The organism is Vibrio sp. 10N.261.54.E10 (assembly GCF_002877735.2).
Lineage (GTDB): Bacteria > Pseudomonadota > Gammaproteobacteria > Enterobacterales > Vibrionaceae > Vibrio > Vibrio crassostreae_C.
In genome coordinates, this window is sequence record NZ_MCXE02000002.1 from 816,714 (window position 1) to 839,279 (window position 22,566).

Here is a 22,566-nt window from a genome sequence, read left to right on the forward strand (position 1 = left end):
TTGTGCCCCATTCGTAGCAAGTTTTATTGAGTTTAGATTTGCGACTAAATATACTGGGGACATCATCAGACGGAGGACAAAAATGAATAATAAAAACAAACATATAGTTTTAATTCATGGTCTATATATGCCTGCGTTGATCATGCAGTATCTGGATAGAAACTTCAAAAAACGCGGCTTTACAACGCACAAGTTTGCCTACAACTCGCTGCGTTTCCCTTCTGCAGCCAAACGCCTCAATCGCTTCGTGAATGCTCGCTTTAATGAATACGATGAGGTCTATTTCTTTGGTCACTCACTCGGTGGCTTACTCATTCGTCACTACTTTAAGTTTTATCAGCCCAACTTTGCCGACACCTGCATTATTACCGCAGGGACGCCGCACAATGGGGCAACTATCGCCAAAACACTGTCGAATCATGGGCTTGGTTTTATATTTGGTTCGAGCAAAATGATCTTAAGCGATGGCCTGGGTGACTACGATATTGATGTGCCGATTGGCGTGATTACAGGTACCTACGACGCCGGAGTCGGACGTATTGTTCTGGGAAGAAACCCGGGCGATGGCACAGTCACACTCGAAGACGCCAACCTGAGAGGAGCAACGGATACTTACGCCCTCAAACTCAACCACACGGCGCTCGTCTACTCCAAAGAAGTCGTAACACTGTCGGCTCAGTTCATCGAACACAGAGCTTTTAAGGACGCTTCATAGCTTATTTCCATTAGCTTTTGCGCGTTGACTCCTGTATCGAGCTCTGTTCTCTTATATGTGAAAGACAAAAACAAAAATACCACTCTGCGATAAGAGTGGTATTCAAAGATTCATTACTGAAAGTGAGTGCTTGTTATACTTTCTATACTTGTTACAAGCGATTAACTCGTGTTGGTAGGAACACCTCACCCAACATGCATCGCACCGAACCACCGCCAATGTCTTCAATCGTTTTCACGTTAAATGGCAGCAGTTTTCCATGCGTCGAAAGCTGAGCTAACTGGGCTGGAGAAAACGCATCGTAAGCCGATTGAGACATCGCGATCACCTTGTCGCCATTCACGGTTTCAAGCTGCAGGATGTTGCCACAGAAACGGTTCATCTGATCAATTGAGATAGAGATAACCTGCTTATCTTTAGCAAGCGACTTCACCACAAAGCGGCGTTCAAACTCAGGAATCACTTCATGACAGATCACGCAGAAGTTATCGCCAATCGCCATCATCACATTGGTATGGTAAATCGGTTGGCCAGACGGTAATGCCGTTTGGAACGAGACCACGCGAGAATAACCAATGCGCTTCGCATAATCTTCTAACACTTCGCGGTCACAACGCTGAGAAAGCGCAGCGTAGATGGTCTTGTTGATATGGTCGATAACCATCACGCCCGTGCTCTCTAGATAAGAACCTTGCGCGATGTAAGACTCTAGAGACTCGCTATGGTTAACAATGCGACCCGACGCTTCTAACGCTTCAATAAGAGCATTTGGCTTAACTTCATTCTGACGGTTTTCACACGCCATAGGGAACGTGAATAAGCTTCCATCACTACAGGTACTGAACCAGTTGTTTGGGAAAACAGCATCCGGAGTTTCAACGCCCAATTCTGGGTAATCAAACTCTACAACTTGCACACCTTCTTTACGCAACGAAGCGACCATCGCCTTAAACTCAGCCATGGTTTCTAATTTTACCTCGGCTTCGGTCAGGTTTACTCTGTGCTGAAACTCATTATCTTGTGCCGTTTCTTCATTAAATTTAAATTCTTTTGGCGGCACCATAACAACGCAATTGGCGTTTTGAACATTAGTAATGTGAAGTGATTTTTTGTGTAGGTTTAACATCTCAACCGTCCCTATCTTTTATTTACCTCAGAATTGTAAACAACTTGTTACGACAAGATTCACTGAAAAGAATAATGATTTGAATATTTATCCCAAACAATTCCTGCAAAAGTCAGTTTATTCGGTAATTTTTACTGCAAGATAACAGCACATCAGAAAGAACCAACTGTATGCATATTCGTTAAGTCACTTTATGGATAAATATTCTGATTCCATTTTCTCGCCCATCACGAGTTTTGATTACAATTCAATCCATTTAACGTTAGGATTATCACCGTTGCATAACAATCAATTACGTTTGAAATAAGCTTAACTTTTCCTGTCTGATTCAATCTAAAATAAGCGTCATGAAAGACACTCTTTGGACCTTTCCTGTATCGCTTAGACAAAGTTTTAGTGTTTTAAAGCCAAGTGCCTAAATAGGCGCTAGAACAAAATCCATCGAATGACTTAATGCTGATAAGAACCCATGGGCGCTTATATAATTTCAAACTAAGGCAGTTAAATTTCGAATCAAGACCATAAAAACAAAGCTGCACCAACGATGCAGTCGCTTATAGATGCACTAGTTTATAAAGGGAAATCTATGTACAAGAAATTTGAAGGCTTTACTGAAGCCTTTCCAAAGGGAGAGCCGATACAACCTCCTACTGGCATACTGGCATTCTGCCGCCATTACACTCGAGGTTTCGAAAAACCATTGATTTTGCTCGGGTTGATGAGCATGACCATCGCGATCATCGAAGTCGCGCTGTTCGGTTACATGGGGCAATTGGTCGACTGGCTATCAACAAGCAACCCAGACACTTTCTTAGCAGACAACGAATCGACATTGATGGGGCTCGGTATTCTGCTGTTGGTTGTGATGCCAATCTTGATCAGTGTTTACTCGCTATTGCTTCACCAAACTTTGCTGGGCAACTACCCAATGTCGATTCGTTGGTTAGCACACCGCTACCTTTTAAAGCAAAGCCTGTCCTTCTATCAAGATGACTTCGCCGGACGTGTCGCGACCAAAGTGATGCAAACCTCGCTTGCAGTGCGCGAAACTGTGACCAAGATGGTCGATGTGTTTGTCTACGTGACGGTTTACTTCACGGCGATGCTGTTCATGCTTGCTGAATCAGATTGGCGCTTGATGGCTCCGATGCTGATTTGGCTATTCGTTTACATCGGTATTCAACTGCACTTCGTGCCAAAGCTAAAAGACGTGTCTTCAGAGCAAGCGGATGCGCGATCGTTAATGACAGGTCGTATTGTCGATAGTTACACCAACATCGCGACGGTGAAATTGTTCTCACACAGTAAAAGAGAAACCGAATACGCCGAAGAAGGCATGGAAGGCTTCCTAGATACTGTGCACCGCCAAATGCGCTTGGTAACCGGCTTCAACATCTGCGTGGAATTCGCTAACTATCTATTGGTGTTCAGCATTGCGGGTATCTCTATCTACCTATGGCTAGATAGCGCAATCACCGTGGGTGCAATCGCGATTGCGGTCAGCTTGGCTCTGCGTATTAACGGCATGTCGAAATGGATCATGTGGGAAATTGGTGGTCTGTTTGAGAACCTTGGTACCGTGATTGACGGCATTAAAACTCTGTCTAAGCCTATTGCTATTGAAGACAAGAAAGACGCGAAGCCTCTGGAGGTTCCACAAGGCGGTATCAACTTCGACAATGTAAGCTTTAACTACGGTGAGAATAAGGGGGTGATCAACAACCTAAACCTCAACATCAAACCGGGTGAAAAAGTGGGTTTGGTTGGCCGTTCAGGTGCAGGTAAATCGACCCTAGTTAACTTACTACTGCGTTTCCACGATGTAGAAAGTGGTCGCATCCTGATTGATGACCAAGAGATCTCGAGCGTTACTCAAGATTCTCTGCGTAGCAACATAGGTATGGTGACCCAAGATACCTCACTGCTGCACCGTTCGATCAAAGACAACATTCTTTACGGTCGACCAGAGGCATCAGACGAAGAAGTATACGCGGCAACTAAACAAGCACACGCGCATGAGTTTATCGAAACGCTAACCGACCCGTTTGGCAACATTGGTTACGATGCTCAAGTAGGTGAACGTGGCGTTAAGCTTTCTGGTGGTCAGCGTCAACGTGTCGCTATCTCACGTGTTCTTTTGAAAAATGCACCACTATTGGTTCTCGATGAAGCAACTTCTGCACTCGATTCTGAGGTAGAAGCGGCCATCCAAGAGAGCTTAATTGAGCTAATGGAAGGCAAAACGGTTATTGCGATTGCACACCGCCTGTCGACCATTGCAGCGATGGATCGCCTGATCGTGCTTGATGCCGGCAATATCGTAGAAGAAGGCACGCACCAAGAGCTGATTAACCAGAATGGTATTTATGCGCAGCTATGGAATCACCAAACCGGTGGCTTCATTGCCGATGACCTTGAGCAAGCTACAAACGCTTAATTTTTGTGCTATTTTAAAAGTGCGATGTGATTCACAGCAATTTGTTTATTAGCGGTAAATTACACATGGCAGAATGTTATGTCGTAATTATATAATGACATTAACACCAAAGACGCCTCGCTTGCGCGTTCTGGAATAAGGCTAGACTTCGGGGGGAGGCTAGCCTTTTTTATGCCTGCTATTTGGCGCTCTTTGCTACCTGTCCAATAAACTTCATCGATCCTTTTGTTTTTTTCTTGGCGTTTTTTTCTTAAAATGCGCGCAATATTCTTTCTAGAGATCAACCATGAACAAAAGTGTCTTAACTAACGTTATCGCGTTAGCGCTGCTTGCTGGCGGCTATGCGACAGCAAACCAATACTTGCTTTATGCAGGCCTATTCGCCTTTTCTGGTGCCATCACCAACTGGCTTGCGATTCACATGTTGTTCGAGAAAGTACCCGGCCTATACGGTTCTGGAGTGATTCCAGCGCGCTTTGAAGAGTTCAAGGCAGCCATCAAGCAACTGATGATGGAGCAATTCTTTACAGAAAGTAACATCGACCGCTTCCTAAGCAGCGAGATGACAGGAAAGTCGCTCAATCTAGAACCTGTGATTCAGAAGATCGACTTTAACCCTGCATTCGACTCACTGGTGCATGTTATCGAGAACTCTCAGTTTGGCGGTATGTTGGCAATGTTTGGTGGCACAGAAGCACTAGAGCCAATGAAAGCGCCGTTTGTTGAGAAGATGCAAGAATCTGTGATTGAAATCAGCAAGAGTGATTCTGTAAAAAATGCCATCAAAGACGAGCTAGAATCGCCTGCGATGATGGATGAAATCAAAGAAAACATTGAGGCGATCATCGATCAGCGCTTGAATGAACTAACACCTAAGCTGGTTAAAGAGATGGTTCAGACCATGATCAAGAAACACCTTGGTTGGCTTGTGGTTTGGGGCGGTGTATTCGGTGGTGTGATTGGCTTAATCTCTGCGGCCATTACGCTTTAAGGCGAACAAGTTTATCGGGTTGCTCTTTATCTGACGCTCAACAAAAAATGGAAGCTTATTGCTTCCATTTTTTATATCTAAATCACGTTGGTAAGCGAAATTAGGCCACTATTTTAGAGTTGCCAACAACTCAGGGTTCACGCCGAAGCCCTTTTTATGCTCTTCAATCACCACTTCACTACGTGTCTGAATCACACCAGGCAAGGTGCCCAACTTCGTTGCCATAAACGCTTGGTACGCCTTCATGTCTTTCACTCGAACCTTGATCATGGTGTCAAAGTCACCCGACAGTGAGTAGCACTCTTCCACCTCAGGCATCATTTCCACGGCTTGGGCAAATTTGTCGAAGATCGAAAAGCTAGTCTGATCGAGACGGATATGGATAAAGACTTGAACATCGAGTCCCAGCTTTTCTGAACAAAGCTCAGCATGATAGCCCGTGATGTAGCCCTCTTTCTCCAATCGCTTGAGTCTATCAGAGCAAGGTGACGTCGTAAGGTTGACCTGTTTTGCCAGTTCAACAACAGGTAAACGCCCTTTCATATGCAGAATTCTTAGTATCTCTTTATCGATACGATCGAGCTGATGCTGAGACATAACATTCCTTAAACATTCTAAATTCCGCTCAGTATATTCCATACCAAGTGCAATCGAAGAAAACCTCGCTCACACATTTAAAAACTAAATGCACGGATGATATTCACGCCAGATATAAACACATACAAATAGATAAGAACCCTTATAAATCAAACTCTGGTTATTAACAAATTATTATAGAAATGACCCGATTAACAAATAAGTTGAGCCGGAAACGAAAGAAAGGATATAGGCCAAAGTGAATAATAGTATTATCAAAGAGAAAGGATGACTCTATTATGAAAACGCAAGAACTCGCATATAAACCTTACGGTATTGGTTCATGGACACACGTAACGGTATCAAAAGATGTTGCTCAAGCACTAGCAAGTGAATACTCAAACTACGGATGGGAAGTAAAAATTGATGGCAATGCCATTGAAGCTGAGCTTGCACTCAAGGCTGCTTAGAAACACAAAAACCTCCTAGCACGGAGGTTTTTTGAATCAAGTTAGTAAGCACTTACTATGAGTTAGGCTAGGCCAACTTGGGGAACAGCACTTCCAGTTTCGCAACGACAATTGCACGTGCGGCAGAAGTGCTGAGTTTCCATATCGTAGTACAGGTTTCCACTAAATAGTTTTGACGTCCATTGCATCATACGGCCAGAAGCTGTCTCGGGCTCTGATTCACAACGTTTCATTATAGACTTATGTAGTGTTGTTTTTTTACATCCTTTGCAATAGAGATCAGGCATACCTTTGTCCTATAGGTCTTTAGTGGTTACTGACAATTGACACATCATGTCTAATTCAGTTCAACAATTCACCGAGCTAATCACAAAAGTGAGCGCCAAGTTCAAAAAATAGCCATTTTCTGTTTTATTTTTTGACATCACACGCCACCAACAAGACAGACCTTTCATTTCTCGCTCAAGATCCTTCGCTTTCGATTTACATTGTAAACCCCCATTTCAATATCAGAAAACCTCGAATAAACTTAATTTGAAATAAGACAAAGGTCGTACTCACATAAAAAAATAGAGCCACCGAAGTGACTCTATTGTTCATGTCTTTTGCTAATTCATTGGTATTTTTACAATGTAAATTAGTCTAGCTCAACGAGGTTCTTCTCGAACTCAGCGTGTTGCTTCTTAACTTCGTCTTCAGGCTCGCCCGTAATTAGACTCACGATAACGATAGAAAGAGTCGATAGGATGATTCCCGGTACGATTTCGTACACATCGAACCAACCGCCCGTGAACTGTTTCCAAAGTACGATAGTCACACCACCAACCACGATACCCGCGAGAGCGCCGTTACGGTTCATACGAGACCAGTACAGGCTCAATACAATAGCTGGGCCGAATGCAGCACCAAAACCAGCCCATGCGTAAGACACAAGGCCAAGTACTGAACTGTCTGGCGTCATCGCTAGCACAAGTGCAATCAAAGAGATTAGGATAACCGCGAAGCGGCCTACACGAACAATCTCTTCAGACGTCGCATCTTTCTTAAGTACTTGCTTATACAGATCTTCTGCTAGTGCAGATGAAGATACAAGTAGCTGTGAATCCGCAGTACTCATGATTGCCGCTAGGATTGCAGCAAGTAAGATACCTGCGATTACTGGGTGGAACATCGCGTTCACAAGAAGCATGAAGATCTTCTCGCCATCGTCTAGCTTAGGTGCGCCCGAGTTCGTCACGTAGATTAGACCAACAAGACCTACTAGCATTGCACCAACCATAGACAGAGCAGACCATACCACCGCGATACGACGCGCTGTTGTTAGGTCTTTGTTGCTACGTGTTGCTTTGAAACGAGCAAGGATGTGTGGCTGACCGAAGTAACCTAGACCCCATGCCGCTAGCGAGATGATCGCGATAGCAGAAAGTGGCTCACCTTTCACATCATTCCATAGCGTGAGAAGCTCTGGGTTGATGTTGTGAAGATCAGTCGATAGCTGACCAAGACCACCGTTCATCGCTGCGATTGGTACAATCAATAGCGCAGCAGACATCAGCAGACCTTGAACCAAATCCGTCCAAGATACCGCAAGGAAACCACCAAATAGCGTGTAAGAAACCACACATACTGTACCGATGATTACCGCTGTTGTGTAATCTAGGCCGAATACTGTTTCAAACAATTTACCACCTGCTACCAAGCCAGAACTTGTGTAGAAAAGGAAGAATAAAAGGATAAAGAAAGCAGAAATTGTTTGGATCAGCTTAGAATTATCATTGAAACGACGAGATAGGAACTCAGGTAGCGTCAGTGACTCTGTTGTAATGCTGTAAGTACGCAGACGCTTAGCACTGATTAACCAGTTCGCCCAAGTACCAACTAGCAGGCCACCAGCAAGCCAGAATGCTTCAAAACCAGCAGCATAAGCGTAACCCGGTAGACCAAGTAGTAGCCAACCACTCATGTCTGATGCACCAGCAGAAAGTGCAGCAGGCCATGGGCCTAGCGAACGACCACCTAGGAAGTAGTCTGTCGAGCTAGAAGTACGTTTGTAAGCAATAACACCGATTGCCAGCATCATAATTAGATACGCAATGAACGTCGTCGTTATTGCAAAACTGTTTTCTATCATTTGATAGTCCTCATTTGTAAAAAGCCTTCCATACCTAATTCAATGCAAGACACTCACCGTAAAGGCAAGCGAGTGCATTGAGTTAGGTATTGAGGCTCCAAGGCACTATGAGTTAAATCCAAAGATGGTGAAACCAACAATGGAGAAAACAAAAGTGCTTAGAGCCAATGTTACTGAAGGTTAGTGAGCTTCGCTTCCAAGTTCGAGCAAGGTCGCGTTACCGCCCACGGCTGTTATATTTATAGTTCGCGTACGCTCGGTAATGAAACGCAGCGATAAGTGTGGATCGTGAGCAACATGCATTGCTGTCAGATCCGTTTCAGCTACTAAACTGACGATGGCACCGTCACGCTTAGCAAGTTGTAAATTGATAGCTTGAGCCGTTTGTGAGTTACCTACGTAACCTGCGCTACGTACATCGCAAGACAGCAGCTGTTGAGCCGCGTCGTACGAAGCAACCTGCACCAAGTTCGTCGGTAAATTCGCTTGTTTCGCTGCATCAGCGATCAAGGTGTTGAATTGCACGTCATCACTGCACAATTGCACGCTGTTACCCGCTAATAGTGCTGCGGTAATCATCGCGGTTGCTGTTTGCAGTGCTGGCTCTTTGTCTTGGCAATCATCAACAATCACCAAAGCCACACCACGTCCTGCAGCATACAGCTCGTTTGTTTCACCAGTCGGGCCAGCCATTAGGTGCTGCTCAGAAAGCAGCGCAGAGGCTTGCTCTAGGTGATAAGTTGCCACTGCCGCCAAAGACGTAGATTGGCTTTCGATCTCTGATTTGAATGCAAGTACCTGAGCACTCTTATGATCAAAGTCGGTAAGATTCCATTGTTCCCACGCTAACAAAGCATCAGAAAAACCTGTCACTTGATGAACCATGATACTGCTCCTTATGCCTTGTCTTGTGATTGAGAAAAATGAACATCAGTAAAGCGGTATAGGTAGTGAGGACCACCCGCTTTAGGGCCAGTACCCGACAAACCTTGACCGCCGAATGGTTGAACACCAACAACAGCGCCCACTTGGTCACGGTTGATGTAGCAGTTACCCACACGAATGTGTTTCTCGATCCAACGGTAAGTTGTTTCGTTACGGCTGTGGATACCCATAGTTAGACCAAAACCGGTTTGGTTAATTTGGTCTACTACTTGTGTCAACTCACTCGCTTTGAAGCGAACGATATGCAGTACAGGACCAAACTGCTCTTCTTTCAAACAGCTGATGTCATCGATTTCAAATGCACTTGGTGGAACAAAGTCACCATGTTCACAATCCGCTCCTAGAGAAAGTTGAGCCACTTTCTTCTGGGTCTTAGTCATATTTTCTAGGTGCGTCATCAACTTCTGCTTCGCGTTTTGGTCGATAACTGGGCCCACATCCGTTTTATGAAGATGTGGAATACCAACGCTTAGCTCATCCATCGCACCGTGAATTAGTCCAATCACGCGATCTGCAATGTCTTCTTGAATGTAAAGCACACGTAGCGCAGAACAACGTTGACCTGCAGAAGCGAATGCCGAACGAATAACATCACGGACTACCTGTTCAGGCAGTGCGGTACTGTCGACGATCATCGCATTCTGACCACCGGTTTCCGCGATAAACGGAACAGGCTTAGCGTTACGACTCGCCAATGACACGTTGATACGTTGTGCTGTTGGTGTTGACCCCGTAAAGGCAACGCCCGCAATCGCATCATGACTGGTTAGCGCACTGCCGATCTCAGCGCCACGACCCGGTAGTAACTGAATCGTGCCAGCAGGGAAACCCGCTTCATTCATCAATTCCACTGCGCGAGCTGCAATTAAGCTTGTTTGCTCTGCAGGTTTCGCCACAACCGTGTTACCCGCCACTAGTGCAGCTGTAATTTGGCCAAGGAAGATCGCCAATGGGAAGTTCCAAGGGCTGATACAAACGAATACACCACGACCTTGTCGCGAAGCGATTCGAGTTAGACCATCAAAGCCTTTTAGCTCAAAACCTTGTAGGTTGTTCGCTTGTTTTGCGTAGTAACGACAGAAGTCGACCGCTTCACGCACTTCATCAATGCTGTCGTGAATTGTCTTACCCGCTTCTTGATGACAAATTGCCACCAGCTCAGCCAGGTTTTCTTCCATCAGATCCGCCAACTTCTCAAGCGCAGCGGCTTTGGTTTCAACCGATGTCGCATTCCAATCAGCAAATGCGGCGTCTGCACCAGTGATCGCTGCGGAAACATGATCAAGGTTTGCAAAAGCCACCTGACCCACGCTAATACGACGATCGTAAGGTGCTGTTACTTGTTCAACATTCTGATCAGCCTTGATCATGCTTTCGGCAAGAGATTCGCCGTTGATCACAGGTCCAGCAGTCCATTGATTGTTCAAAAAGCCTTTTACTTGCTCTTCAAACTGATGCGCTTCGCTCTCGATATCAATGTTCACACCGTATGAGTTCTTACGCTCAGGGAATACCGCTGGCGGCAGAGGAATCTTAGTGTTGTTCAACGTATCGAATGCCAAAAGCATGTCGACTGGATGCTGTGTTAGCTCTGCTACAGGGCAACGAGCATCAACCAAACGGTGTACAAACGAGCTGTTTGCACCATTCTCTAACAGACGACGTACTAGGTATGGCAGTAGATCTTTATGGCTACCAACTGGCGCGTAAATACGTACCGACTGTTGGTAAGCTTCCATTGCATGGTTGTAAAGTGAATCACCCATGCCGTGTAAGCGTTGGAATTCAAAGTCTTTATGGTCTGTCATCACTGCAATAGCGGAAACCGTATGAGCATTGTGGCTAGCAAACTGCGGGAAGATATTGCCACGAACACTTGGGCTCAATAGATAACGCGCACACGCTAGGTAGGCTACATCAGTCGCTTCTTTGCGAGTGTAAACAGGGTAGTTATCGAAACCAGCTTGTTGTGACCATTTGATCTCACTATCCCAGTAAGCACCTTTAACTAGGCGAAGTGGGATTAAGTCACCCTGCTCTTTTGCTAGGCGGTTTAGCCAAACTAGAACCGGTAACGCACGCTTTGAATACGCTTGAATAACCAGACCAAACTTGCCCCAGCCTTTCACTAGCTCGCTGCGATACAGTTTTTCGAATAACTTAAGCGAAAGCTCTAGGCGATCCGCTTCTTCTGCATCAATCGTGATCGCAACATCAAGCTCAATCGCACGGCGCAGTAACTGCTCTAGCGTGTCGCATAGCTCAGTCAGTACGCGGTCTTCATTCGCCACTTCATAACGTGGGTGAAGCGCAGAAAGCTTGATAGAAACAGACGGTGCTGGGCTAGATTTTGAAGAGACGTATGTGTCTCGACCTACGGCTTCAATCGCCATTAGGTAATCTTTGAAGTATTTGTTTGCGTCAGCAGTGGTCAGTGCCGCTTCACCTAGCATGTCGTATGAGTAGGTAAAACCTTTGTCACGCATAGACTTACCGTTCTTCTGCGCTTCAGCAATGCTGCGACCAAGAACGAATTGGTGACCCATCACCTTCATCGCTTGGTGCATCGCTTTACGAATCACCGGCTCAGAAAGCTTGTTCACTAAACGGTTAACCGCTTGACCTGCACTCTGCTCTTTAGATGAAAGTCCAACCACCTTGCCTGTTAGCATTAGGCCCCAAGTTGATGCGTTAACAAAAACCGAGTCAGAATTCTTCAGGTGAGATTTCCAATCCGCAACGCTAAGTTTGTCGCGAATCAACGCATCAGCGGTTGCCGAATCAGGAATACGCATCAAGGCTTCCGCCAGACACATTAGCAAGATGCCCTCTTGAGTATCTAAGCTGTATTCAAGCAACAAGGCGTCGATCATCTGAATAGATGTTTTATCCGCACGGATAGACTCAATCAACGACGTCGTTTTGTCTGTAATTTGCTGCTTTTCAGACTCAGAAGGGGTAGCTAGCGGCAGAAGTTGCTCTAGCCATTGGGTTTCATCCACCATATATAATGGTGAGATAAGCGTCCAAAGATCAGCAAGCGACTGCTCATTGAATTCTGGCTTTAACACATCAGTAGCTGTAAACATGCGTTTTCCTTAATCTCACACCCGAAAAGAGTTCGGGATCTCTACAATGGCTGCAGTGTATTTAGAGTATATAAGGATTACTTGTCAAAAACTCCGAGTTTTTTGCTAAAAACTCGCTTTATTAACAAAACAAACACAAGGTCACATATGAAACTTTAAAATAATATGCCGTTTTGTTTCACTATTTAACAGAAATTTTCTTTTTGTATTGGGATGGTGACATGCCTTGAAGGCGTGAAAAGGTGTGAGTAAAGGAAGATTGACCGGAGAAACCAGCCAGTTCAGCGACCTGACCAAGGCTTAGATTACCTTGTTCAATTAAACGACGAGAACGGTCGATGCGCTTGCCAAGAACGTACTGGTGAGGGGTAATGCCCATTTGCTCTTTGAATAACATATGGAACTGGCTTTCACCCAAGAACACACTACCCGCAAGCTGCGCGACAGAGATCTTGTTTGCTAAATGCTGTTCTATGTAGCGATCCAACGCTTCAAGATCAAAGCGTGAATCTTTGATTGAGGTTTCAAATGCCGAGATGTGCCTTTGCATCAATGCAATCACCGTATCATTGCACGCACGGCTTAATAACAGATCATCAGGACTGGCCTGCATCTCTTGCACCAACATATGGATAAGCTTTTGAATTTGCGCATCTAATTGGAAGTAGACGTTCGATGATTCTAACTGGTTAATCTTCTCTAGCATCAGAGGGTCATCATCGGTTGGCATAGGCATGTTGAGCACGAGAATATCCGACTGACCAACCACTCCGCCGAAAGCATGATCAGAGCTCGCTGTCACCACACAACCTTGTCCTGGGCCAACAAGATTCCCCTTACCACTCACTTCAAATTCCGCCTGACCTTTTAAACCAATCACCACCTGAGAATAATGGTGATCGTGGCAATCCATATGCGATGGCAAAGTGATGATCTCAGCAGGACGAGGGCCAGTAAGGCCTAGCGGAGAAAGGTCTAGGTTAGGAAAGGGTAAAGGTTTAGACATGACAGAAAAATACTCGGGTCAACATAGTAAGAATAATACTCCTAAATGCGCATAAGATGAATTTGTAAATGCTCATGAGAGTTATTTGCTCGCGAGAATGAAAAGATCATTATCGCGATCATCTTGATCATGCCTCCGGAAGGATGATCAAGAGTGTACAAACTACGGGCATTGTAAAACCAATCGTTCCGGCGAGTTTAGGGACTTCACAAGCAATCACACAAGCACGAAAAACCATGTGGTCAATAAATGCTTTTTCACGCCAACATAATGAATAAATTTTCTTATATAGCTCAAATAATTGGCTATAAGCCTGTAAAAAGTGTATCCGAAGTACCGAAACTTGGCTTTTGAGTAGATTGGATAGCAATAAAACGGTATAAAGACGGGTACTGTGTTAATTGCTAATAACTAGTGACTCACAACTAGGAAGTAGACACTTTATTAACGAGCCAATTTTCAATCTACAAGTTGCAGGGACCTATGACTAACTTTCGAATTTCAGCGCTTTTACTTGCGCTATCCCCACTTTGGGTATCTGCATCGGTATCCGCTGAAGAACTGAATCAAGTCGATCCCGTTTCAGCTATCGATGCAAAGCTAACAGAGAAAAACTCAGATATTGAGCGTATTTCAGCAACCAAAGTATCGGCGACTGAAAACCTAAAACAACTTCAAAACAAGAACAGCAAGTTGTTGCGCGAAGGTGAAGAACTTAAGGCAAAACGTAACAGAGCCAAGTCTGTACTCGACAAACAGTACAGTCGCTTGCTTGAAGATCCAGAAACAGATTTAGTCTCTTTCCAGAAAAGTTACCAAGACGCTTGGGCTGCGGTTAAAGAGAATCAATCGTCTCAGCTAGATAACGAACAAGCGATCAACGAGAGCGAAATTCACCTTTCTCAAATCAAGCAAAAGCAAGCTCGCCTGAATAATGAGCTGGCAAACTTGAGAGAGTCAAAAGTTGAAGCTCGCGTAAAACGTATCGCAACAGAACTGCGTGAAAGTGCGGTGCTTGAAACCAGCTATACCACCACATGTTCATCAACAATGACACTTGGTGAGTGTACTGCACAGGGTAAACACCTGACCAATCAAAAAGCCGTGCAAACGTTCAAGAGCCAATTACTTGAGCAGCTCACAGAAAGCACACTTGCGAAGCAAAACTTACAAGGTGTTCAGCTGAATATCCATGTTCAAGACAGCCAAGCGATCAAGAGCGGCTTCTCTGGTAACAACTCTTACTTCATGCAGATGCAAGCTCAACTTCAAGCAAAACCTGAAGCAGTTGCAGCATGTAACCTATTGAATGTTTCGACTCGCTACTGTTTAACAGGCAGTGACGCAGCAGTCGTTAAGAAGAGTGACAAACAGTGGGCTAACGTGACGGTACGTTCTGATCAGTACAACGACTCAGTAACCATCAACGGCATTAAGTATGGCAGCACCCCTCTTGAGGTTGCGCTACCAAGTGGTCGTCACCAAGTAACCATTTCAAAACAAGGTTACGAGTCTTACAACCGCACAGTTACCATCAACGGCAGCGACACGATTTGGGTTAAGCTTCTTCCTAGCAAAGAAAGCTAAACACCCTTTGTATATAGAGCCTGAGCCAATTCAAAACGCTTAGCTCGATATCAGATAGCCGTGCCTATTTCACAAAGCTGAATGAACACTCGCCATTTTGTTGATAGTTATAAACTGTATGATCGTTACAAATTTGTATGGTCGTTATAACCTTGTTTTATCGTTATAAACAGTAGCGGCAGACGAAATGGCGTTCTCGTTTAGAATATTCGATTAACCTAAATTACGATTGAAGTAGCCCATCATGCGCCAAGGTCTTCCTACTCTATTATTTGCACTTGCTCCATGCTTAATGACGCCAGCTGTTTTTGCTGAGGCAACACCACCAGCGATCGCGTCATCTGTCACCGACATTGAAAGCTCACTTTTTGAAAAGCATGCCGACTTAACGGCTGTTGAAAAGAAATTAGCCGACAAACAAAACGAAGTCGACAATCAGGCGCAGCAAACGGCACGTCTAGCTGAGTTATCAGCTCAAGCAGAGCAAACACTCGCAAAGGCAAAAGCCAGCCTAGAGCAAGATTACACGCGCATGATTGATGATCCCGATTTCGATATCTCGCTTGCTCAAAAACGCTTCCAAGACGCTTGGAAAACCGTAAAAGAAGGCAAACTTGCGATTTCAGACTCAGAGCAAAAGCAGCAAGGCTTGGTGATGGAGCTTGAGGCTATCCAAGCCGAGAAAGCCGCGGCAGAAGCTTCAATCGCAAACCTAAACCAAGACAAGCTAAGAGCAAGAGCAGAGCGACTAAGATACGAGATCACTCAGACGGAAGAGCAAACTGTTAGCTTTACCAACCGTTGCAGCAGCGATATGACACTGGCGCAGTGTTCAGACCAAACGGTGACTTTGGCACTTCAAAAAGCGGTAAAACAATTCCAACACAGCCTAATCGATAACGCGACTGAATCGAAAACAGTGAAAGAGCACCTTGCGTCTGCTTCGCTGAACATTCACGTTCTGCAACACAAAGTGAAATCCTCTGGCTTCTCTGAAGATAACCGTTACCGAGCGGTGATTGCGGCGAACCTAGAAACTCGTCCAGATAAGAACACACCTTGTCGCCTGCTTGGTATTCAGTCATCAAACTGTTTCACACAAAGCGAGCAACAAGCCAACGACCAGCAAAAAGAAGTTGCTTGGGTTAACTTGGTGGTGCGTTCAAATCAATACAACGACAATGTTTCTATCAACGGCGTGAACTATGGCAGTACACCGGTTGAAGTGATGTTACCGACGGGCCAACACATGGTCACGATCGAAAAAGAAGGCTACCTTTCTTTCCATCAAGAGCTGAAGATAGCCCGCGATCACAACCTACGAGCCGTATTGCAAGCGAAACAGAATTCATTAAATGTCGGCACCAAGTTTGCCGATCCGATGGGTAACGATATTCAGAGCCCTGAAATGATTGTTGTCGGCTCGGGTCGCTACCTACTGGGTGAAAATAACGCACAACAAGTGACGATCAAACAGCCGTTTGCATTAGCCGCAACACCAACCCGTGTTCAAGACTTCAAAGCATTCGTAAAAAACACAGGCTACCAGACAGACGCTGAGCTGATGAACACCTGCGATACATTCGTCAATGCAGAGATCACAACCGTTTCAGATAAAGACTGGCAGAACCCAGGCTTTAAGCAAGCTAATAACTCACCGGTAGTTTGTGTTAGCCAAAACGATGCCAAAGCTTATACACGTTGGTTATCTAAAAACACCGGCTTCACTTACCGCTTGCCAACACCACAAGAGTGGGAAGCTGCAGCAAGAGCTGGCCAAGACACCAACTTCTGGTGGGGCAATGAATTCCGTTCAGGCAAAGCCAACACTGGCTGGGCGGGTACACCATGGTCAAACGTTAGTACATCTCCGGTTAAGTCATTCCAACCAACACCAACAGGCTTCTACGACATGGTCGGCAATGTATGGGAGTGGACAACCGTTCAAAAGGGCCTAGCCAAAGGTGGCGCGTGGAGCTTCTCTCCTGAAGAGGCCAAAGTATTTAACGAGCTATACGTTGCGCCTTCAACAGCAGCCAACTACCTCGGCTTTAGAGTGTTACGAGAGCTGTAAGCTCTCGATAGCTCGCCCATTACTTTAAAATATTTACTCTAGGCTCTCATTTATCTCATTGAATCGTGTTTATAGGGGAATTCCCCCCTTATGCATAGGTACGCCTAGGAGTAAATTCGTCGATAGAGTAGTAAGTCACTCTGGGTATCTAACTGATGCCTCAGCTTAATTTGCCTGACCCTCGTAAATTAAGCTGAAAATCTTCTACATGTCGACAAGGCATATCTTGTCTTTAGCCAGCCCCTCTTCAGGCTGGCTTTTTTTTGCCTGATTATCACCCTTTATGCCCATCGATTCTCCGTGATTGACACAGTTAATCAACAGTCCGTTTAACTGTCAGTCACCCCTTATTTTTCGTACTCTAATTGCCATTGCAGCGCTATAAGAAACTGATATCATTGCCATACCTCAGCTTACGAGATAAAACCTTGCCAGATCCACTCAACTCCATACATCGTTCTTTATTCGAACAACTTCCAGGCTGCTGGGGCTGCAAAGATACTGACTCGGTCTTCGTGTATGCCAACCTTGCTTACAACCAATTGATTGGCTTAAAACCCAATGAGACTTGTACTGGCTTGACCGACTTCGACATGCCCAGTCAAACCACTGAGTGCGCACAAGATTTCAGGGCTCAAGACAAACATGTAATGGATACACGCAGTACCCTTAAGATTCTCGATATTCACCCCTATCCAGACGGACGCTGGCACGCCCATATCTTTACCAAAACCCCTTGGCTTGATGATGACGACAACGTCCAAGGCACCATCTTCTATGGCCAAGAGCTTACCGATACCGCGATCTTAGAGGTTGGTCATTGGGTTTGTCAGGCCACAGGAACAAAAGGCAATCAGGCATCGCTTGCGGGGTCAGAGCCGCGTGTGTCTAAACTGCAAAAGCGGCTGACTTCGAGAGAATCAGAGGTGCTGTTCTTACTGCTTTTCGGCAAGAAACCACAGTACATCGCGTTGACGTTAAACATTTCAATCAAAACGGTCGAAGGTCATGTCGCCAGATTGAAACAGAAGTTTGATGCACGCAGTAAAAGCCAATTGATTGAGTATGCATTGGATTCAGGATTGGGCTCAGTGATCCCAGAAACTCTGCTCAAAAAACAGATCTCTGTTGTTCTTCACAGTAACTGATTGACTGTTCATCTGAAAATGCAGACAAAAAAATGCCGTTGATTTGATCAGTCTAATCAACGGCATTTTTGGATCTGTTAAGCAGCTAAGCGATCAAGCAGCCTAAGGCGCTAGGCGATCAATATCCCAACTGTTGTCTTGGCGTGAGAACAAGAAACGGTCGTGCAAGCGGTGTTCACCACCCTGCCAGAACTCAATACTATCCACACGAACTCGGAAGCCACCCCAGAAAGAAGGCACAGGAATCTCGCCTTTGGCAAACTTCTGTTTAAGCTCTAGATACTTACCTTCTAAAATTCCACGCGCTGAGATGCGGCTACTCTGCTTACTTGCAATCGCGGCCAATTGGCTCTCTTTTGGACGTGACGAGAAGTACTTCATATTTTCCATAGCCGTCAGCTTTTCAGCCGTGCCCGTAATATGAACTTGTCGCTCAAGTGGATGCCAAGGAAAGTGCAAACTGATTTTGCTGTTGTGCTCAAGCTGGTGCGCTTTACGGCTACCTAGGTTGGTGTAAAAAACGAAACCGTCTTTATCCACATTCTTCAGCAGAACAATGCGTTGGAATGGCTGACCATTTTCATCAACCGTAGCAACTGTCATGGCAGTAGGGTCCGTCAACTTCGCTTCAATGGCTTGCTCTAGCCATAAATTGAATTGCTCAATCGGGTCTGCGGCCAAGTCTTTACGTCTCAATCCACCCTTAGCGTATTCGCGACGAATATCTGTCAGTTCCATTTGCTTGCTCCTTTAAATTTTTTTGTGATTTTGCGCCGTAATCCTTTGAAACACAAGTCTAAGCCATGGTTTTGTCTCACAGAAGGTGCTCTGTGTTAACAAGATCTCGGTACTCTCTCCATCATATTGATAATCTTTATACAAACCGATGACAAGCTGAGATCCGAGTGACCAAAATACTGCCTAACCTAATGACACCCTTTGTTTTATTCTCATTGTTATTGGGAGCTGCAGGGCTGACCGCAACCCACTTTATGGCAGTGCAATTCCAAGAAAAAATCGTCACTCAGCAACTCGATGAAGCAGCGAATAAAGCCAATCTACAAATCGACTCTGAATTGGATAAATTCAAACAGATCCCAGATTTGCTCAGCCATGACCCGCGCTTGCTCTCTTATTTTGACTCATCGATTTCCGCCGCGCAGCTCAATCAATTGCTGTTTGAATGGTCGAATCAAAGCCAGGCCGACACCATCTATATTCACGACCCGAGCGGTACTGTGGTCGCTTCCAGTAATTACCAAAAGCCTCGTACCTTTGTAGGTGAGAACTTCTCGTTTCGTCCCTACTTTGCTTCTGCCATTCAAGGTAACAACACACAATATGTCGCGCTAGGCGCTCGCTCGAACGTACGAGGTTATTTTCTGTCTTCACCTCTGTATATCGACAAGGAAGTTGTTGGCGTTATCACGGTAAAAGTGAGCTTAGAAAATCTCGAAAACATCCTGACCAGCGACGATTTTGAGATCGTAGTACTCGACTCTAACCAAGTGGTCTTTCTATCAAGCCAAGCTCCGTGGCTTTACCATTCATTGTTGCCATTAACGCAGCAACAACAAACGGATATCGCACTTCAACGCCAATACGGTCAAAGCGAAATTTCGATCATCGAAGCCTTTCGTTCTTCAAGATCTCAGTCAGAAGCTAGCAACGCCAATCAATCTAGCAACCTTCAATCCAATGAAATCCGAAAAGAGCTCACCGCCAACCAGTTATTCAAGCTTGGTGCATTTAATCTTTACCCCGCTACCATCAGCAACAATCAGTACCAAGTTGTTGCCCTAAAAGAGACCAGAGCTGAACTTATTAAAATCTTGCAGATCGATGTCATCTTCGTGGTGATTTACAGCTTGGTGATGCTCATCGCTTGGTCGTGGCGCCAGACTTATCTCGCGAAAGTGGCGTTGACCCGACTCAACCAAAACCTAGAGCAAACCGTTGATAAACGCACTCACTACTTGAAGCAATCCAATCAACAGCTGCAACAAACCCTTTTTCAATACCAAGAGTCGCAATCCAAGTTGAAACAGACAGAACAAGAGCTGACACAAACCGCGAAATTAGCGGTACTCGGCGAGCTGTCAGCGAGCATTAACCACGAAATCAACCAACCGCTTGCAGCGTTGCGAACCTACAGTGAGAACAGCTTAAAACTGCTTGAAATGGAACGAACCGATTTGGTGAAAAGCAATCTTGAGAAAATGATTGGCCTCAACAACACCATTACCGACATCATCGCGCGACTCAAAGTCTTTACTCGCAAGGTCACTAAACAAGAGCATCATATGGCGAACCTGCACCAAGCGGTCAACAACGCCACTAGCATTCTCAGTGCGCTGATGATCAAGCAAGGAATTACGCTAAGGCTAAGCACGGTGCCAGATGACATCAATATTGCGATTCATCCAACCGAACTCGAGCAAGTACTGGTGAATCTGATTCACAACGCGACTCAAGCGCTGCAACATCAAGTTCTTGAACAGAAAATCTTGCAGGAGCAACAAAACCTGGAAAGCGTTGACCAACAGGCTAGCCCACAGATAGGCATCGAATGGCAACTGCATCATGACTCTTGTCAGCTGATCATTTGGGATAACGGAATTGGCATGCCAGATGACAAACTAGAACAGCTGTTCGACCCGTTTTTTACCACCAAACCGGAAGGTTTAGGGCTAGGGCTTTCAATATCGAAACGGATTATTGAAGCGTATCACGGCACGATCAGCGCGAACCGGTTAGAGCCTTCAGGCATGGTATTCTCGCTAAACATCCCGTTATATAACGATAAGCGCTAACACGCCGTTGTTATTGTTAACGGAAAACGAATTTCACATTACTGCTAATCTCACCTACAGCTAAGGAATCGGCTTTTGCACTCTATGCCTAAACTCTATTTTGTCGACGATGAACCCGCCATTCGAGACTCGGTAGAACAAGCCATGCTCATTGAAGGTATCGATATCGTCGGCTTTCCCAATGCTATTGAGGCATTAAAGAAAATAGATACCACGCAAGCCGGAATTGTCATCACCGATATTCACATGCCGGTAATGGATGGCATTCAATTAACGCAAAAGTTGCTGAGTCAAAATCCTCATTTTCAGGTCATCGTACTTACCGGACATGGTGACGTGCAAACCGCGGTATCAGCGATGAAAGCCGGTGCTTACGATTTTCTGGAAAAGCCATTTGTGGTCGATGCCCTACTCACTGCCGTTAAAAAAGCCGCAGATAAGCTCGCACTGGTTGAAGAGAACAACCTATTGCGTAAAGAGTTGGCAATGCAAAATCAGGTTGGCCCGAAACTGATTGGTCAATCACCATCAATGCAGGCATTACGCCGAGAATTGATCACCCTAGATACCAAAACTAACCCACTTCTATTATTTGTTGGTGATTTAGGGACGGGGAAAAGGGTCACAGCACAATACACCCATGATTTACACAGTCATCAAACCGCGGAGCTTTGCCCTGTCGCTGCGTTTAATTTGCCACGCAGTGACGAAGCGACATTCCATCAGTTTATTTTGCAACTGTTCTTGAAGCATCAAGGTGGAACACTCTATATCCATGAGACAGAAGCACTAACTCAGGATCAATGGCTGTGGTTAGCGAACCTAAAACCCACTCTACTTCGTGAAAACTCATGCAAGACCAATGCAACTTGTATCATTATCGCAACTACAGTAGTTCCTACTACAATTACAGGTGAACTGCGCCGATTTAATTTACTACCCTTGGCGCAAAGAACGGAAGATATTGGCTCTTTGTTCAAACACTTTGCTCGTGGTGCAGCCAGTCGCTATCAACTGCCGCCACCCGTCATTACAGAAAAAGAGATTCAGCGACTCATTGCAACGCATTGGACGGAGAACATTCGTCAGCTTCGCCAACATGCTGAACTCAGAGTGCTGACTCAAATTAAGCAGCCGTCGCTCGACAGCGATACTGATGAGCAAAATGAACTCGATATGAGCATTGAAGAGCAACAACAGTCGTTGAACCAACGCACCGATAGCTTTGAACAAATTATCTTGATTGAGGCGCTACATCGCCATCAAGGTCGTTTAAAAGAGGTACAACAAGAGCTGCAGGTGTCGCGAAAAACACTGTATGACAAACTAAGAAAGCACCAACTCGATAAAACAGATTTCAAGAACCGATAAGTCTTAAAAAATATATAAATTCAAAGATTTAAAGGAGTAAAATCTTAACATTTATCAAAAGTAAGAATACACTCAATAGGCTTGCAC

16 protein-coding genes are annotated in these 22,566 nt (G+C 45.1%); 9 read left to right on the forward strand and 7 right to left on the reverse strand.

The window, feature by feature from the left end; all coding sequences use genetic code 11:
* Positions 1-82: 82 nt before the first annotated feature.
* Positions 83-715, forward strand: coding sequence for an esterase/lipase family protein (locus tag BCU07_RS14805; protein ID WP_050647609.1), 633 nt, complete (start codon positions 83-85; stop codon positions 713-715).
* Positions 716-866: 151 nt separating this feature from the next.
* Here the strand turns inward: BCU07_RS14805 and BCU07_RS14810 are convergent, their stop codons facing one another.
* The gene (locus BCU07_RS14810) at positions 867-1,841 is read right to left on the reverse strand and encodes an arginine deiminase-related protein (protein ID WP_102428090.1); all 975 of its coding nucleotides are present in this window, start codon (positions 1,839-1,841) and stop codon (positions 867-869) included.
* Positions 1,842-2,427: 586 nt separating this feature from the next.
* Here BCU07_RS14810 and BCU07_RS14815 point away from each other — a divergent pair.
* Together BCU07_RS14815 and BCU07_RS14820 are read left to right on the forward strand one after the other, a co-directional pair.
* Positions 2,428-4,278: an ABC transporter ATP-binding protein gene (locus BCU07_RS14815; protein ID WP_102393785.1), complete on the forward strand. Its 1,851-nt coding sequence runs from the start codon at positions 2,428-2,430 to the stop codon at positions 4,276-4,278.
* Between the two features lie 286 nt (positions 4,279-4,564).
* Positions 4,565-5,269: a hypothetical protein gene (locus tag BCU07_RS14820; RefSeq protein WP_017065155.1), complete on the forward strand. Its 705-nt coding sequence runs from the start codon at positions 4,565-4,567 to the stop codon at positions 5,267-5,269.
* Between the two features lie 108 nt (positions 5,270-5,377).
* On the opposite strand, the gene BCU07_RS14825 is transcribed toward BCU07_RS14820, so the two are convergent.
* Positions 5,378-5,866: an Lrp/AsnC family transcriptional regulator gene (locus tag BCU07_RS14825; protein ID WP_004732526.1), complete on the reverse strand. Its 489-nt coding sequence runs from the start codon at positions 5,864-5,866 to the stop codon at positions 5,378-5,380.
* Between the two features lie 278 nt (positions 5,867-6,144).
* On the opposite strand from BCU07_RS14825, the gene BCU07_RS14830 reads away from it, so the two are divergent.
* On the forward strand, positions 6,145-6,315 hold the full coding sequence (locus BCU07_RS14830; protein ID WP_017071239.1) for a hypothetical protein: 171 nt from the start codon (positions 6,145-6,147) through the stop codon (positions 6,313-6,315).
* A gap of 637 nt (positions 6,316-6,952) precedes the next feature.
* Here BCU07_RS14830 and putP read toward each other — a convergent pair.
* From putP to BCU07_RS14850, 4 genes are all read right to left on the reverse strand, one after another.
* The gene (gene putP, locus BCU07_RS14835) at positions 6,953-8,443 is read right to left on the reverse strand and encodes a sodium/proline symporter PutP (protein WP_029235685.1); all 1,491 of its coding nucleotides are present in this window, start codon (positions 8,441-8,443) and stop codon (positions 6,953-6,955) included.
* A gap of 183 nt (positions 8,444-8,626) precedes the next feature.
* Positions 8,627-9,331 carry a 1-pyrroline-5-carboxylate dehydrogenase gene (locus BCU07_RS14840; protein WP_017065152.1) on the reverse strand — a complete coding sequence of 235 codons (705 nt, stop codon included), beginning with the start codon at positions 9,329-9,331 and terminating at the stop codon, positions 8,627-8,629.
* A gap of 11 nt (positions 9,332-9,342) precedes the next feature.
* Complete coding sequence (gene putA, locus BCU07_RS14845) at positions 9,343-12,480, reverse strand: bifunctional proline dehydrogenase/L-glutamate gamma-semialdehyde dehydrogenase PutA (protein WP_017065151.1); 3,138 nt, start codon at positions 12,478-12,480, stop codon at positions 9,343-9,345.
* A gap of 181 nt (positions 12,481-12,661) precedes the next feature.
* Positions 12,662-13,486 carry an AraC family transcriptional regulator gene (locus BCU07_RS14850; RefSeq protein WP_017065150.1) on the reverse strand — a complete coding sequence of 275 codons (825 nt, stop codon included), beginning with the start codon at positions 13,484-13,486 and terminating at the stop codon, positions 12,662-12,664.
* A 483-nt stretch (positions 13,487-13,969) separates the two neighbouring features.
* Between BCU07_RS14850 and BCU07_RS14855 the strand changes: the two genes are divergently transcribed.
* The 3 genes from BCU07_RS14855 (at position 13,970) to BCU07_RS14865 (ending at position 18,295) form a co-directional block, all read left to right on the forward strand.
* Entirely contained in the window at positions 13,970-15,073 is a 1,104-nt protein-coding gene (locus BCU07_RS14855) for a PEGA domain-containing protein (RefSeq protein WP_017065149.1), read from the forward strand.
* A 244-nt stretch (positions 15,074-15,317) separates the two neighbouring features.
* Positions 15,318-17,147 (forward strand): formylglycine-generating enzyme family protein, encoded by a 1,830-nt coding sequence (locus BCU07_RS14860; protein WP_102428091.1) that lies wholly within the window; start codon positions 15,318-15,320, stop codon positions 17,145-17,147.
* A 365-nt stretch (positions 17,148-17,512) separates the two neighbouring features.
* Positions 17,513-18,295 (forward strand): PAS domain-containing protein, encoded by a 783-nt coding sequence (locus BCU07_RS14865; RefSeq protein WP_102428092.1) that lies wholly within the window; start codon positions 17,513-17,515, stop codon positions 18,293-18,295.
* 102 nt (positions 18,296-18,397) lie between these two features.
* Here the strand turns inward: BCU07_RS14865 and pdxH are convergent, their stop codons facing one another.
* A complete protein-coding gene (gene pdxH / locus BCU07_RS14870) occupies positions 18,398-19,033 on the reverse strand; it encodes a pyridoxamine 5'-phosphate oxidase (protein ID WP_017061203.1) in 636 nt (211 codons plus the stop codon).
* Between the two features lie 167 nt (positions 19,034-19,200).
* Here pdxH and BCU07_RS14875 point away from each other — a divergent pair, with 167 nt between their 5' ends.
* Positions 19,201-21,108: a sensor histidine kinase gene (locus tag BCU07_RS14875; protein ID WP_102428093.1), complete on the forward strand. Its 1,908-nt coding sequence runs from the start codon at positions 19,201-19,203 to the stop codon at positions 21,106-21,108.
* Between the two features lie 84 nt (positions 21,109-21,192).
* Positions 21,193-22,479 carry a sigma-54-dependent transcriptional regulator gene (locus BCU07_RS14880; protein WP_017066341.1) on the forward strand — a complete coding sequence of 429 codons (1,287 nt, stop codon included), beginning with the start codon at positions 21,193-21,195 and terminating at the stop codon, positions 22,477-22,479.
* The last annotated feature ends 87 nt before the right edge of the window (positions 22,480-22,566 follow it).